This is a genomic window from Nocardiopsis valliformis DSM 45023 (assembly GCF_000340985.1).
In the GTDB taxonomy this organism is placed as follows: Bacteria; Actinomycetota; Actinomycetes; order Streptosporangiales; family Streptosporangiaceae; genus Nocardiopsis; species Nocardiopsis exhalans.
Window position 1 is genome coordinate 185,360 of record NZ_ANAZ01000013.1, and the last position, 14,889, is coordinate 200,248.

General features: G+C 71.9%; 8 protein-coding genes. 3 read left to right on the plus strand and 5 right to left on the minus strand.

The genetic code is table 11. The features are described from left to right. Positions 1-50: 50 nt before the first annotated feature. Positions 51-2,552, minus strand: coding sequence for a PEP/pyruvate-binding domain-containing protein (locus D457_RS0114630; RefSeq protein ID WP_017581415.1), 2,502 nt, complete (start codon positions 2,550-2,552; stop codon positions 51-53). Positions 2,553-2,695: 143 nt separating this feature from the next. Beyond that, positions 2,696-5,530 (minus strand): glycoside hydrolase family 3 protein, encoded by a 2,835-nt coding sequence (locus tag D457_RS0114635; RefSeq protein ID WP_017581416.1) that lies wholly within the window; start codon positions 5,528-5,530, stop codon positions 2,696-2,698. Positions 5,531-5,731: 201 nt separating this feature from the next. On the opposite strand from D457_RS0114635, the gene D457_RS0114640 reads away from it, so the two are divergent. The 3 genes from D457_RS0114640 to D457_RS0114650 are packed head-to-tail and all read left to right on the plus strand — an operon-like array spanning position 5,732 to position 9,316. After that, positions 5,732-7,393, plus strand: coding sequence for an extracellular solute-binding protein (locus tag D457_RS0114640; RefSeq protein ID WP_017581417.1), 1,662 nt, complete (start codon positions 5,732-5,734; stop codon positions 7,391-7,393). Beyond that, positions 7,386-8,408, plus strand: coding sequence for an ABC transporter permease (locus D457_RS0114645; protein ID WP_017581418.1), 1,023 nt, complete (start codon positions 7,386-7,388; stop codon positions 8,406-8,408). Before D457_RS0114640 ends, D457_RS0114645 begins: the two co-directional genes overlap by 8 nt. Further along, the gene (locus tag D457_RS0114650; RefSeq protein WP_017581419.1) at positions 8,405-9,316 is read left to right on the plus strand and encodes a carbohydrate ABC transporter permease; all 912 of its coding nucleotides are present in this window, start codon (positions 8,405-8,407) and stop codon (positions 9,314-9,316) included. Before D457_RS0114645 ends, D457_RS0114650 begins: the two co-directional genes overlap by 4 nt. 112 nt (positions 9,317-9,428) lie before the next feature. On the opposite strand, the gene D457_RS32575 is transcribed toward D457_RS0114650, so the two are convergent. From D457_RS32575 to D457_RS0114665, 3 genes are all read right to left on the minus strand, one after another. Next, a complete protein-coding gene (locus D457_RS32575; protein WP_239646107.1) occupies positions 9,429-9,566 on the minus strand; it encodes a hypothetical protein in 138 nt (45 codons plus the stop codon). A gap of 212 nt (positions 9,567-9,778) precedes the next feature. Next, a complete protein-coding gene (locus D457_RS0114660; protein WP_026116662.1) occupies positions 9,779-12,538 on the minus strand; it encodes a cellulose binding domain-containing protein in 2,760 nt (919 codons plus the stop codon). A 145-nt stretch (positions 12,539-12,683) separates the two neighbouring features. Then, a complete protein-coding gene (locus D457_RS0114665) occupies positions 12,684-14,888 on the minus strand; it encodes a glycosyl hydrolase family 95 catalytic domain-containing protein (RefSeq protein ID WP_026116663.1) in 2,205 nt (734 codons plus the stop codon). Between the last annotated feature and the right edge of the window lies 1 nt (position 14,889).

Sequence of the window (14,889 nt, forward strand, 5' to 3'; positions counted from 1 at the left end):
CCGCTGTCCCCGGTGCGCGCATCCGACCGCTGGTGCGGGGAGGGGTCTACTCAGTCCTCCCCCGTGCCGAGTCCACCCGGCTCCTCGGGCTCCTCGGGCTCCTCCACGCGGATCGTGCCCGCGGACCCGTCGATGGTGATCGTCTGGCCGTCGCGGACCAGCTCGGTGACCCCGGGAACACAGATCACGCAGGGGATGCCGTACTCACGGGCGACGGTCGGCCCGTGCGCCACCACCGACCCGGTCTCCACGACCAGCCCTCCGGCGGTCATGAACAGCGGCGTCCACCCGGGGTCGGTGGTCGGCGCGACCAGGATCTCCCCAGGGGCCAGCGTCGCGCCCGCCGGGTCGTACACCACCCTCGCCACCCCGGTGGCGGTCCCCGGGGAGGCCGCGACACCCGTCAGCTCACCCTCCACTCCCTCTCCCGAAGGGAGCGCGGGCAGCGCCACCGCCAAGTCGGTCCCGTCCGAGAGCAGGAGCGAGGGCACTCGGCGGCGGCCGAGCTCACGCCGGTGCTCGGCCCTGCGCTGCGCCACCAGCCCGCGCAGGTCGGCCCCGTCCAGCAGGTCGTGCACCTCCTCGAAGTCAAGGAACACCACGTCGTCCGCCCGGTCGATCCGCCCCTGTCCGACCAGTTCCGCGCCCACCAGCAGCATCTGGCGGCGCACCTCGGCCAGCGCATACAACCACACGAACTTGGGGTACTCCCGCAGCCCCGACAGCTCGCGCGCCCGGTCGAGCAGGAAGGCGGTCAGCCGCGCGCGGAGCGGGCTGGTCGCGGCGAGCCTGCACACGAGCTCGTCCCGCATCCGGACGGCCCGCTCGGCCGCGGCCGCGAACCTGCGTTCCGGCGACTGCTCCGGATCGCTGACCTGGAGGTAGTTCGCGATCGCGGAGAACACCGGCGCCGGGTCCTCGGCCCACCTCGGCACGCCCATGTCGATCTCGGCGGCGCTCCGGTGCCCGTACGCGGCCAGGAAACCGGTGAGTCCGATATCCGGCAGGTCACCCGCCAGGTAGCGTTCGGCCAGCTCCCCCGGCGGCGTGCCGGTCAGCAGCTCCCGGTGTTCCCCGGCCCGCTCCGCCACCCGCCACAGCTCCAGGTCCATGGCGGTCGTGACGTTGTGCGGCATCCCGCCGAGGACCGCCGCGACCTCCGACGGTTCGGCGACCCCGCTGAGCAGGTGCTCGGGCAGCTTCGCGGCCGTCAGGCCCGCGTACAGGGGGCCGAGCATGGGCAGCATCCGCTCCGACATCACCGGACTCTGGAGGTGCCGGGCGTACTCCACCCGGTCCCGGGCCGTCACCACCCACTCCGGGGTGCGCGACGTCCCGGCCCGCGCCTGCTCTCCGAGGGCGAACACCCTCTCCCTGGTCCGGGCCGGATCCCAGAGCGCGAGGGCGGCGCCCGCCGCGACCTTCGCCAGCACCGGCGCCGCCGCCCGCACACCGCGCAGAACCGCCTCCGCCCGGAGCGGACGCCCCTGCCGCGGCGCGAACCGCGGGTCGTCCAGGAGGTGCTGAAGCGCCCGGACGGCTCCAGGGCCGTAGATACCGAGCGCCTCGGGCACCATGGCGCGCGTCCTCGGGTCGCGGACCAGTGCGGTCAGGTCCAGGTAGAGCCGCCCGCCCACGTTGACCAGCCAGGACTCCAGACCCGACGCACCACCCCCCGACAGCGAGGAGAACCAGTCCCGGGTCAGCTCGGTGAGGGAGGCGAAGCCCAGCGGGGTGAAGGGCCTGAGCATGCCCTGCATGTGGCCGGCCTCCAGATAGACGCCGGGCCCGTCGTCACGGCCGGGCGGCAGCGGGAAGAGCGTGGTGATCGCCCGGGACTGCAGGACCCAGGGGGTCCCGTCCCGGTCGATCGCCCACTCGACGTCCTGGGGCGAGCCGAAGTGGTCCTGGAGGCGTTCCCCCGACGCACGGAGCGCTTCTACCTCTTCCGCCGTCAGACAGCCGCCGTCGCCGGGGCCCTCCACTTTCCCGTCCGGCCGCACCACGTAGTGGTCGGGGTCGGCCGTGCCGTCGACGACCGCGGTCCCCAGGCCGGGCACCGCGTCCAGCACGGTCTCGCCCCGGGTGCCGGTCACCGGGTCGGCGGTGAAGAGCACGCCCGCCGCCCGGGGGTCGATCATGCGCTGGACGACCACCGCCATGTGCACGGACGCCTCGTCGATCCCCCGGTCCCGGCGATAGGCCCGCGCACGGTCGGTCCGGAGGGAGTCCCAGCAGTGGCGCACCGCCGCGACCAGGTCGTCCACACCCTCCACGTTCAGGTAGGTGTCCTGCTGCCCGGCGAAGGAGGCGTCCGGCAGGTCCTCGGCGGTGGCGCTGGAGCGCACCGCGACCCGGCCGCCGCCGAGTGCCTCGTAGGCGGCGGCCACCTCGTCACGGGGCACCTCGCCCGACCGGTGGGCCTCGGTGGTGACACAGAACCCGGCGGGGACCCGCTCACCCGCCCGGATCGCCTCGGCGAGTCCGGCCGCCTTGCCGCCGACCAGGTCGGCCCGGTCGGTGTCGATCCGCTCCAGTGCCAGCACGCGCACGTTCGGCCGCCCCTCACTCGTCTCTTCTCGGTCCACGGTCCACGGTCCACGGTCCATCCTGCGCCCGGGTCCCGGTTTTGGACAGGGGGCCTCGCGGACCGACCGGCCGGGGAGGGGCGGGACCGGTCCGGGAGGAGCGGGGCTCAGGAGCCGCCCAGGACCAGCTCCGCCACGGCGGTGCCCTCGTCCTCGAAGACCACGTACAGGTCGCGCAGCCCCGAGGCGCCGCGGACCGGGGTACGCACATCGGTGAAGTCGTAGACGCCGCCGCTCTCAGGGATCACGGCCTCTCCGGCGACCTCGCCCGTGACCGGGTCGTCCAGGCGCAGCCGGACGGTGGCCGCCCGGGGCGCGTTGGCGCTCAACCGGAGTTCGGTCGCGCCGCCGCCGAGGTCCACGTCCCGGTAGGCGACCCACGCTCCGGCGGCCCGAGCGCGCACCGCGTCCCCGGGCACCGCGTCTTCGGGAACGCCGGGGCCGGGGCCGGGTTCGGGGCTGACCGGGCACAGCCGGACCCCGGAGGCGTCGTCGTAGCGGTCCGCCGCCCACGCGGTGAAGGCGTCACGGGCGGGGATCGGCTCCCCGGGCACGTCCAGGGGCGCGGTGGCGACCACGTCCAGGGCCGAGCGCCCCACCAGGACCTCCCTGGGCGCCTCCTCGACCACGAAGCGGTCCCCGATGGTGTCCCAGACCGCCAGCCGCTCGACGTCGAAGGAGACCTTGGCGGTCTCGGTCCGTCCGGCCGCGATCCGCAGGCGGGCGAAGCCCCGCAGGGCTCGGAAGGGCTGGCGCACCCGGGAGTCCAACTGACGGGTGTAGACCTGCACGACCTCCTCGGCCGTCCGGTCACCGGTGTTGGTGACGGGCACCTCGACGGTGACCCTGCCGCCGGAGACCGTCACCTCGGCCCGGCCGTACGCGACCGGGGCGTACCCGAGGCCGTGCCCGAAGGGGTAGAGCGGGTCTCCGCCGAAGTACAGGTAGGTTCCGCCCGCGGTGATGACGTCGTAGTCCAGCAGGTCCGGGAGGTCGTCCGCGCTCCGGTACCAGGTCTGGGTGAGGCGGCCCGCGGGCTCCGCCGCCCCCAGCAGGACGTCGGCCAGCGCCCGCCCGTACTCCTGGCCGCCGTGCGCCGACCACACGATCGCCGGGACGTGCTCGTCCGCCCAGGTCACGGCGTACGGGTACCCGCTGCTCAGCACCAGGACGGTGTCCGGATTGGCGCCGTGGACCGCCTTGAGCACCTGCTCCTGCCGGGCGGGCAGTTCCAGGTCCGCCCGGTCCTCGGTCTCGCGGCCGTTGACCATGGGGTGGTCTCCGGCCACCACCACGGCGACGTCGGCTCGGGCTGCGGCCTCGGCGGCGGCCCGCGCCCCGGACCCCAGTCCGCGCACCCGGAAGGCGGTGCCCTGCCCGCCCAACCGGAGCGTTCCGTCCCCGTCGGCGGTGACGGGGCGGCCGGTGTGCACCTGGACGAGGTGGAACCGCCCGTCCGGAAGTTCGTCGAGCCGGAAGGTCTGGCGGACCTCCCAGGTGCCAGGCCCGGGAGCGGTGCAGGCCAGGGCGTCCCCGGGGGCCTCGTCCACGTGGAGTCCGGTGGCCGCCGACCGCAGGGCGTGCGCTCCCCCGCCCCAGTCGAAGAGGTCGAAGGAGGCCGTCTTCTCTGCCGCTTCGGGTTGCCCGGACTGCTCGGGACCGGTCCCCTCTTCCACCCGGAGCCCGCCGTCAGCGCCCACGACCACCCGGCCGGTGCCGGTCTCCAGGGTGATCCGGTCCGTTCCCTCGACGAACTCCACCTCGCAGTGCTCGGCCAGGCCCTCCCGAGCGGTGACGGCGTAGGGGAGGGTTCCGCTGTACCAGTCCTCCAGGACGGTGTCGCCGAGCTGGCCGATCACCGCGATCCGCGAGGCCGCCCGCAGCGGCAGGAGGCCTTCGTTGCGCAGCAGGGTGAGTGAGCGGGTGGCGGCTTCCCGGGCCAGGGCCCGGTGTCCGGGGCAGTTCACGACCTCCTCGGGTACCTCGTCGCCTTCGGGTTCGGGGTCGAACTCGCCCAGGCGGAACCGGACGGAGAGGATGTTGCGTGCTGCCTCGTCGACATCCTCCTGGCCGATCAGGCCCCGGTCGAGGGCTTCCTGCAGGTAGGAGAGGGTGGTCTCGGGCCGGTCGTCGTCCTGGGTGAAGCTGTCCAGCCCGGCGCGCAGGGCGTGCGCGTAGGCGGTGGGCCCGTCCGGGTGGAAGCCCTGGAGCCCGAAGAGGTTGGCGGGCGCGTGGGCGTCGCTGACCACGAGGATCCGGTCGGGTGCGGCGCGGCGCAGCACCCTGTTGATGAGCGGGCTCAGGTGGGCGGGCCTGCCGTTGACCAGGTTGTAGGAAGGCATGACCGCAACGGCGACACCCTCCTGGAGTGCGGGCAGGTGGGCGGGGAGCTCGTACTCGCGCAGCACGCGGGGCGGCAGGTCGCTGGAGGTGGTGCAGCGGTCGGTCTCGTTGTTGTAGCCGAGGAAGTGCTTGATCGTGGGTGCCGTGCGCGGACGCGGCCCGTCCCCGGCCAGGCCCCCGGCGTAGGCGGCGGCGAGCGTTCCGGTGAGCCAGGGGTCCTCGGAGTAGCCCTCCTCGTTGCGCCCCCACCGGGGGTCCCTGAGCGGGTTGACCACCGGGGCCCATACGTTGCGCCCGGCCGCGGGGTCCCGGCGGCGGACCGCCAGGAGCTCGGTGGCGGTGGCCGCACCGACACGGCGGAGCAGCCCCGGGTCCCAGCTGGCGGCCAGGCCGAGTGCTTGGGGGAAGACCGTGGCCTCGCCGAGCCAGGCCAGCCCGTGCAGCGCTTCGGTACCGGTCCGGAACTCGCGGACGCCGAGTCGTTCGACCGGGGCCTGGTACTGGTGGAGCAGGCTCAGCCGCTCCCGGGGGGTCATGCTCCGGAGCAGGTCCTCGACCCGGTCTTCGGTGCTCTGGCGGGTGTGGTGGGGGGTACTCATCAGGGCGTTTCTCCCAGCTGGGACCGAGCCGCTTCGTATCGAAATCGAATCGCTTCGACTCTGAGCCGCAGAGGCCTTGTGTGCTAGATCACGTTGGAGTAATTTGACTCTTCGATCGAACAACTAAATTCATATCAAAATGGTCTAGCGTTTCCTACCCCCGGGCATTGACGGCCCGGGCCGAGCAAAGGAACGACCGTGATGTCCCTCCCCCCGGCTCCGGCTCCGAACCGCCGTCGCTTCCTCGGTCTGATGGGCGCCTCGGGCGCCGCCGCGCTCTCCCCCGGTCTGCTCTCCGGCTGCTCCGGCAGCGCGGACACCGGCGGCGGCGGATCGGCCTCCGCATCAACCGACCTGGACGACCTGATCCCCACCTTCCGAGCATTCGACGGGGTCGGCCCCGACCTCCCCGGGACCGGCGGAGCCCCCGACGGTTTCACCTCCTACCCCGACACCTTCGTCCGAGCCGCCGGGGACGTCCGGGGCTCAGGCGGGCACTACACGGCGATGACCCCCATGTGGGGGCCGATCCCCCCCGGTCTGGGCAACAACTCTTTCTACGAGCACGTCAACGGGCGGATCGGCACCACGGTCGAGTTCAACTTCCAGGACGGCAACACGATCATCGACAAGATGAACGCCGTCGTCGCCGGTCGGGACGTCGCCGACATCACGATGTTCCCGGACTGGGTGATCAACCTGATCCCCCAGTTCAACCGGGCCGTCGGTGAACTGTTCGAGGACCTGACCCCCTACCTGGCCGGGGACGCGGGCCTGGCCTACCCGCTGCTGGCCAACCTGGACAGCGACGCCTGGCGCGCCAACGTCTTCAACGAACGCCTCCAGGGCATCCCCTGGCCCTCCGAGCCCTTCAGCAACTGGGTGCTCTACCGGCGCGACCTCCTGGAGGGCGAGTACGGCCTGGCCGCCCCCACCAGCGCCGAGGAGCTGTTCGAACTCGGCGAGGAGCTCAACGACCCCGACAACAACCGCTGGGCGTTCGGCGACTTCACCCTGACCGCCCGCCAGATCTTCGGCGCGCCCAGGCAGTGGCGGTACGAGAACGGCGAGCTGGTCCACATGTTCGAGACCGAGGAGTGGCGCGCCAGCGTGGAGTTCATGCGCCGCGTCTTCGACGCCGGACTCGTGCACCCCGACCTGGTCGCCCAGGGCGACAACTCCAAGGAGCTGCTCAACTCCGGTCAGCTGATCTTCGCCCAGGACGGCCTGGGCGGCTGGAACGAGGCCTACGCCCAGATCCTCGGTGACAACCCCGACTTCCGCCTCGACCTGTTGCCGGTCTTCGGCCACGACGGCGGCACCCCGGTGCTGCACCGCAACGACCCCTCCAGCCAGTCGGTGTTCATCCGCAAGGACATGGACCCCGAAGAGGTGGAGGAGATCCTCGCCGTCGTCAACTTCTGCGCGGCGCCCTTCGGAACCCAGGAGTACATGGACTACCGGTACGGGGAGGAGGGGGTCCACCACGAACGCAACGAGCACGGGGCCCCCGAGCTCACCGATCTGGGCAACTCCGAGGTCAGCGACGGCTACTACTTCATCAGCGGGCGCCCGCCGGCGATCACCGAGAGCCAGTACCCGGACTTCGTGGACTGGAAGGTCGCCTGGTACAACGACGCGATCGCCTACGCCGACGAGGACCCCTTCACCGGGATCCGCATCCAGCGCCCGGAGCGCTTCTCCGCCGCCGAACTGCCGTTGAACGACCGGGTGGAGAACATCATCCGCGGCCGCGAGGACCTCTCCAGCCTGGACACCGCCATCGACGACTGGCGCCGCGACGGCGGCGAGGAGGGGCGGGAGTTCTACATGGAGGTCCTCCAGGAACACGGCCGTGACTGAGCGCGTGGACGGCACCGGCACGGCCGTCGCTCCCCCGCCCCCGCGGGGCGGGTCGGGCGGCGGCCGGCCCGAACGCCGTCCCAAGCCGCGCAGCCGGGCCCGGCGCCCCTCCCTGCGGGCCCGGCTGCACCGCGACTGGCAACTGCTGCTGATGACCGTCCCGGCCATCGGCCTGCTGGCCCTCTTCCACTACGCGCCGACGCTGGGCAACGTCATCGCCTTCCAGAACTACAACCCCTGGGACGGCGTCACCGGCAGCCCGTGGGTGGGGCTCGCACAGTTCGAACGGCTCTTCGGCGACCCGCGCTTCTGGCGGGCCGTGGGCAACACGCTCGTGATCGCCGGGGTACAGCTGCTGTTCTTCTTCCCCATCCCGATCGCGCTGGCGATCCTGTTGGACAGCGTGCTCAGCCCCCGGCTGCGGCTGCTGATGCAGAGCATCGTGTACATGCCGCACTTCTTCTCGTGGGTGCTGGTGGTGACGCTGTTCCAGCAGATCCTGGGCGGAGCCGGGCTGTTCTCCCAGTGGCTGCGGCAGAACGGCTACGCGCCGCTGGAGATCATGACGGACCCGGACGCGTTCCTGTTCGTGGTCACCTCCCAGATGATCTGGAAGGACGCCGGGTGGGGGACGATCATCTTCCTGGCGGCGCTGGCCGCGATCAACCCGAACCTCTACGAGTCGGCAGCGGTCGACGGCGCGGGCCGCTGGCGCAGGATGTGGCACATCACCCTGCCCGGCCTGCGGCCGGTGATCATCCTGCTGCTCATCCTCAAGCTCGGTGACATCCTCAACGTCGGCTTCGAACAGTTCTTCCTGCAGCGGGACGCCTTCGGCTCCCGCGTGTCCGAGGTGCTCGACACCTACATCTACCACCAGACGCTGGTCACCGGGAACTTCAGCGCGGGGGCGGTGGCGGGCCTGGTCAAGGGCCTGGTCGGGCTCGTGCTGATCCTGGTCGCCAACAAGGTGGCCCACAAGATGGGCGAGAACGGGATCTACAGGCGCGCATGAGCACACTCTTCCAGGACCGCCCCGTGTGGGCGGAACGACCGGCTCTTCCCTCACGGCTCGCGAAGAACACCGTCCTGGTGGGCATCGCCGCGGTCGTGCTCTTCCCGCTGTACGTCGTCGTGCTGACCAGCCTGTCGACCGCCTCCGCGGTCAACGCGGCGGGCGGCCTGGTGGTGGTCCCGGACGGGTTGTCGTTCCAGGCCTACGCCGACCTGTTCAGCGGCGGCGTGGTCACCCGTGCCGTACTGGTGAGCCTGGGGGTCACCCTCGTCGGGACCGCGGTGAGCCTGGGCGCGACCATTCTGGCCGCCTACGGGCTCTCCCGTCCGGGTTCGCTCTGGCACCGTCCGCTGCTGTTCGCGGTGCTGCTGACCTTCCTGTTCGCCCCGGGGATGATCCCGCTGTACCTGCTGGTCAGCGACCTCGGACTGATCGACAGCTACTGGTCGCTGATCCTGCCCACCGCGGTCAACGCGTTCAACCTCGTGGTGATGCGGGCCTTCTTCATGAACCTGCCCCAGGAGATCGGTGACAGCGCCCGCGTGGACGGGGCGAACGAGTGGACGATCCTCACCCGGCTGGTGCTGCCCATGTCCAAGGGGGTCACCGCGGTGATCGGCCTGTTCTACGCGGTGGGCTACTGGAACGCCTTCTTCAACGCGGTCCTGTACATCAACGACAACTCCAAGTGGCCCCTGCAGCTCGTGCTGCGCCAGTACGTGCAGCAGGGACAGCAGATCAGCTCCAGCTCGGCGGTGGGCGACGCGGTCCAGGGCACCGCGTCGGCGCCGAACCTGGCCATCCAGATGGCGATCGTGGTGGTGGCGCTGGTGCCGGTCATGTTCATCTACCCCCTGGTGCAGAAGCACTTCACCAAGGGCGTCATCATCGGCGCCGTCAAGGGCTGAGGCCGCCGCAGACGGAGCTGGGGTCACCGACGCGGGATCCTGACCGCCGCGCCACGCGGCGTCCGGCGTCTCGCGTGCTGGGCGGCGGGAGTGAACCAGGTGGTGTGCCGGTTCACTCCCGCCGCTGAGCGAGTTGACGGGCCATCTCCTCCAGGGAGACGGAGTCTTCACTCCCTTCCCGCTCCGCCTCGTCGGCGAGGCGGTTGAGCCGTGCGTCCTCAGCCATGGCCGCCGTAACAGCACCGTTCATGGCACCACTGTGCCGGACGCACGTCCGTCGTGGCGGGAGTTCCAGTGGACGGAATCGCCGTAGACGATTCCGCGGCCGTTCGTGCCGACGTGGACCCGCCCGGAGACGTCCGAGGCATCGGTGATCACCGCTCACGGGCGAGGCCGTGCGGGAGGCCGGGAACCGGACGTCCGGTTCCCGGCCCCGTGTGCCGGATGCCCCAGGTCAGCGGATCAGTCGCAGGCCTGTCCGTTCAGGGTGAACCCCTCGGGCGCGGCGGGGTCGCCGTCCGCGGACCCGTTGAAGCCCACCGACACCGCCTCGCCCGGGGCGATCCGGCTGTTCCACGCGGGCGCGGTCACCGTGACGGTGGCGCCCGTCTGGGTGTGGGAGCCGTTCCAGAGGCTGGTCACCTCCTCACCCGCTGTGAAGTCCCAGGCCAGCTCCCAGCCCTCGACCGTCTCCGAGCCGGTGTTGGTCACCGCCGCGTCGGCCCGGAAACCGCCGGGCCAGGTGGCGCTGACGTCGTAGTCGACCTCGCACGCGCCCGGACCGTCGGTGGGGTCCGGCGAAGGGCTGGGCGAGGGGTCCGGGTCCGCGGTGGGTGAGGGCGAGGGGGTGGGCTCGGGGTCCGTCCCGCCGTTCCCCTCCGCCGGGTCGCCGTAGACGATGCCGCGGCCGTTCGTGCCGACATAGACCCGCCCGTGGACGTCCGGGTCACCGGCGATCACGGAGCCCGTCCAACCCCACTGGTGCTGGTCGTCGTTGATCCGCACCCACGTGGCGCCCGCGTCGTCGGAGCGGAAGATGCCGCGCACCCCGTCGATCCGGGAGCTGGTGTAGACGGCCGGGTAGTCCTCACCCGGCGCCGGGGCGCCGAAGCCGACTGCGTCGCCCTCGTCCACGGCGCCGATCCGCTCGAAGCTGTCGCCCGCGTCCGTGGTGCGCCACATCCCGTAGGCGCCGTCCGGGTCCCCGCCGGCGACCCACACGTCGCCGGTGTGGCCGGGTACCGCGCCGAAGCGGATGTTGCCCTCGTCGGGAAGGCCGTCGAAGCCGGAGGCGGTGAAGGTGGCCCCGCCGTCGGTACTGGTGTGGAACACCCCGTCGGCGACCGCGTAGAACACGTCCGGGTCGACCCGGTCGGCCTCCACACGAGCGCCCTCGGGGACACCGGTCGAGGCGGTCCAGGAGGAGCCGCGGGTGGTGGAGACGTGCACACCGGTGCCCTCGGGGCTCCAGACCACCGAAGAGCCGTCGGCGGCGACGGCGACCGTTCCACCGCCGGTGACCCCGCCGGGTTCCTGTCCCTGCCACCAGGTGTCCCCGCCGTCGTCGGAGATCCCGATGTGGGAGGTGGCGTCGTCCTCGGCGTTGCCGGTGCGGACCAGCAGGGAGGGGTCGAGTTCGGCGAAGTCCACGCTGGTCCCGTTGCCCCAGTAGGGCTGCTGGTGCATCCGGGCGGGCACCTCGTCGAGGTCGTGGTGGGTGAAGCCGCCGATGTCGGCCATCACCGACACCAGGGGACCGCCGGGCGGGACCGCCAGGTCGTGGATGGAGGTCTCCTCCAGCCCGTGCACCTTCACGTCGATGTCGAACGTGGTGTCGGAGTCCCAGTTGGTGAGGTTGTCGCTGCCGTAGATGGTGGCCCCGGTCCCGTACATGAACCGGTCGGAGTCGAACGGGTCGATCGCCATGGCCTGCGTCATCCAGCCGAGTTTGGGCCGGGTCTCGGGCGGTTCGCCGCTGCCGCCGAAGTCCAGCCAGGGCGCGGTGGAGATGTCCATCTCGTAGCGCTTGACCCGCTCGGGGTAGGAGCCGTACTCCCAGGCCTGGGTCCAGGTCTGGCCGCGGTCGGTGCTGCGGAAGATCTGGATGTCCGGCCACCAAGAGATCTGGGTGGCGACCATGAGGGTGTCCGGGTTCTGCCGGTCGATGGTCAGCCCGCCGTAACCGAAGTAGTTGTCCTCGGTGTCGGAGGGGACGGGGCTGATCCTGTTCCACTCCTCCTCGGCGGTGTCGTAGCGCCACACGTCGCCGGAGTCCCCGTCGTAGGGGCCGGGGGTGGAGGTGGTGGCCACGTAGAGTTGTCCGCCCTCGTGGTCGAGCACGCCGTGCGCGGGCAGGTGTCCCGCGGGCGCGCCGGGGAGCGGTTCCCAGCTCTGACCGCCGTCCTGGCTCCGGTAGACGGTGTTCTCCAGGTCGGCGACGCCCACATAGACGTCCTGCGTGACCGAGCCCTCGGAGCCGGTGCGCGGGTCGAACTCCACCCAGGTCACCCCGGTGATGTCGTCGTGCACGCCCCACGGGTCGTCTGGGTCCTCGACGTAGTCCCCGGGGTTGGGGAACTCCTCGACCTCGGCCCAGGTGGCGCCGTGGTCGGTACTGCGCCACAGGCCGTGGCCGCCGCGCGCACCGAAGTAGACGACGCTGTTGTCGTTGGGATCGACCATGAGGCGCTCGCCCAGGCCGCGGCCGGGCATGTTGCCGCCGAGCTTGAAGGGCAGCTCGGTCGCCTCCCAGGTCAGGCCTCGGTCCTCGGACCGCAGGATCGCCCCGTTGTTGGGGTCCCAGTCGTTGGTGTAGGTGCCCGCCGCGACGTAGACGCGATCCGGGTCGACCGGGTCGGTGGCCAGGCTGACGATGCCGGTCCAGCCCCAGTCGTCCCAGCCGATCCAGTCGAGCATGGGCTGCCAGCGCTCGGCGGCGGGGTCCCAGCGGTAGGCTCCGCCGATGTCGGTGCGGGCGTAGGCCAGATCCGGCTCGGTCTCGTTGAAGACGATCCCGGGAACGAAGCCGCCGCCGGCGATCTGGACGTTGTCCCAGGTGTAGGGGGTCTGGGCGGAGGCGGTGTGCGCCTGCACGTCCGTCACGGCTCCCGTGAGGGAGGCGGTGAGGGCCAGGGACGCCGCGGCCGCCGTGCCCGCCACCGCCGCCCCAACTGAATGGGATCGCTTCCATGTTCGTTCGTGAGATGTCCTGGATCCGGGCATGAGCGGGCTCCTCCGTAGGGGGTTCATCTCGGGGGACGGCGCGGAAAACCCACCCGCCGAGAATCCTGCCGCCAGTGTGTATTCACGGTGACAGATCGTCAACGGGGGTTATCCGAGTATTTTCGAAGCGCTTCGATACCTGCACTCAGGACGCTGGCAATTTCCCGTGCAAACGTGTGGTGACTCCCTGTTCCAGCCGCACCCGCCGATTTCCGTCTGGCATACGGACGAGCAGCGGACCGCCCCGCTCCGAGCACAGCTGCACCGCCACCCTCCCCCGGCCCCACTCCAGCCGTTCCACCGCCACGCCGCCGCGTGCGCGCAGCCCTTCGACGAGGCCCGACGGCCACGCCCGGGGCAGCGCGGGCAGCACCTCCAGCCTCCCCGGCGCCGATCCGAGCAGCATCGCCGCCACCAGAGCGGGGAAGCCCCCGCCGATGTCCACGTTGAGGATCCTCCCCCGGTTGTGCGTGGGCACCATGGTCGGCCGCCAGTACCGTTCGGCCAGCAGCGACACCGTCTCGTAGGCCTCCTCGGCCATTCCCAGAGACGCCGCGGCCAGGCCGAGCTGCACCAGCCCGAAGGCCATCTCGTCCGCCTCCTGGCCACGCCACCAGGACAGCCGGGCGCGTACCGTCCGGGCCGCGGCCCCGGCCAGCCGCGGATCCGCGAAGGCGGGATCCCGCTCGTACCAGAGCGGGTACAGATGGGAGGCGTGCCGGTGGGCGTGCCGGTCGGTCTGGGCCATCGGTCCCGCCGCCGTGGCCCACTCGGCCAGTTCCCCGTCCGCGTTGATCCGGTACCCGGGGAGCCGGGCGGCCAGCCGGACCCACCTGCGGGCACCGGGCACCCCCAGTGCCCGGTGCGCGCGCACGAGGTTGCGCGCCAGGTCGCGGACGGCGGCCACGTCCATCGTCGCGTTGACGCATGCCTGACCGTCCCCGTCGGCCGGGGTGTTCTCCGGCGAGTAGGACGGGGAGAAACCGTCCACGCCGAGGAAGCCGTCGTAGAACTCGGCCGCCTCGGTGAGGAACGGTAGGGCCCGCTCGCGCAGGAAGCCGCGGTCCAGGGTGTAGGAGTAGTGGTCCCAGTACAGGCGCGCCATCCAGGCGCCCCCCGCGGTCCAGCAGGTCAGGCACCACTCGGGGCCGAAGTGGTTGTGGCGGCCGCTGGTCGAGGCGTGCGCGGGCACGAGGATCCCGTCGCACCCGTACAGGCGCCGGGCGTTCTCCCGCAGGTCGTCGGCGAAGCCGTCCAGCAGGTCGAAGAGCGGGAGCATCAGCTCGGGGGTGCCGGTGGGATGCAGGGCCGCCAGGGCCGAGGGCAGGTTGCCGTCGAAGGTGTACCCGGAACGCCAGGGCGGGTCGTAGGTTCCGCTCCACACCCCCTGGAGGGTGGGCGGGAGGTCTCCGACGGCGGAGACGACGGCGTACCGCCCGGCGTCCACCAGGCGGGCGACCCGCTCGGGAGCGGCCCCGCCGCCCAGGCGCACCCTGAACCGGTCCATGAGGTCCGCGTGCAGGGGCCGGTGCCGTTCCCACAGCACACCTCGGCCCGCCGCCGGGAGGGGCCCGGGCTCGGGCGGCTGTTCGGCGCCCGGCTCCGCCACCCGTGTCCGGAGCAGCAGGACGAGCCGCCGGACGCTGCGGAGGCGGAGCCGCTCCCCCTCCACCCGGACCGTCCCGCCCTCCGCGGTGACCCCGCAGGTCACCGAGTACCCGGCCGTCGCGCCCTCCGGCCGGTCCGGGAAAGCCGCGGTGAGCGACAGCCGACCGGGCGCGGTAGCGGTTTCGACCAGCAGCGGCACCGGCGGGCTCCCGGGGAGCACCTCCAGGGCGAGCATCCCCTCCAGCCCCGACAGTCGGTCGAGTTCGCAGACCACGACGTCGTCGGCGCGGGAGGCGAACACCCGGTGGACAGTGCCGTCTGGCATCTCCTCGGTGACCGTTCCCGTGTTCAGGTCACAGGACCTCGTAACCGGACCGGCCACCGGGCGGGAAGGGGTGAAGGCGACCCGTGCGGCCCCGACCAGGGGATCGATCCAGTGGGTGCCCTCGTACCCCTCCCCCGCCGCCAGCGCGGTGATCCGCTCGGCCGTGTCCCGGGCGCGCCCTCTCCTCAGGAGCGCCCGCAGCTCCGGCAAGATCGGGGCCGTGCGCGGTGCGGGCAGTGCCTCCTGGACCGGGAGGAAGAGGCGTTCGTGGGAGAGGGTAAGCCGGATCCGCTCCGGATCCGAGTGCACGAGCACCCCTTGGCGCCCGTTCCCGCTGATCAGCGCGTCCTCCCAGTCCCGGACGGGATGACGGGTGCGGACGGTTCGGTCCGGGGGGCTGTCGCCTGCTGGTCTCACG

Coding starts and splice junctions, on each gene's coding strand:
- D457_RS0114650 (WP_017581419.1), top strand. CDS start 8,405: ATGAGCACACTCTTCCAGGACCGCCCCGTGTGGGCGGAACGACCGGCT.
- D457_RS0114635 (WP_017581416.1), bottom strand. CDS start 5,530: ATGAGTACCCCCCACCACACCCGCCAGAGCACCGAAGACCGGGTCGAG.
- D457_RS0114660 (WP_026116662.1), bottom strand. CDS start 12,538: ATGCCCGGATCCAGGACATCTCACGAACGAACATGGAAGCGATCCCAT.
- D457_RS0114640 (WP_017581417.1), top strand. CDS start 5,732: ATGTCCCTCCCCCCGGCTCCGGCTCCGAACCGCCGTCGCTTCCTCGGT.
- D457_RS32575 (WP_239646107.1), bottom strand. CDS start 9,566: ATGAACGGTGCTGTTACGGCGGCCATGGCTGAGGACGCACGGCTCAAC.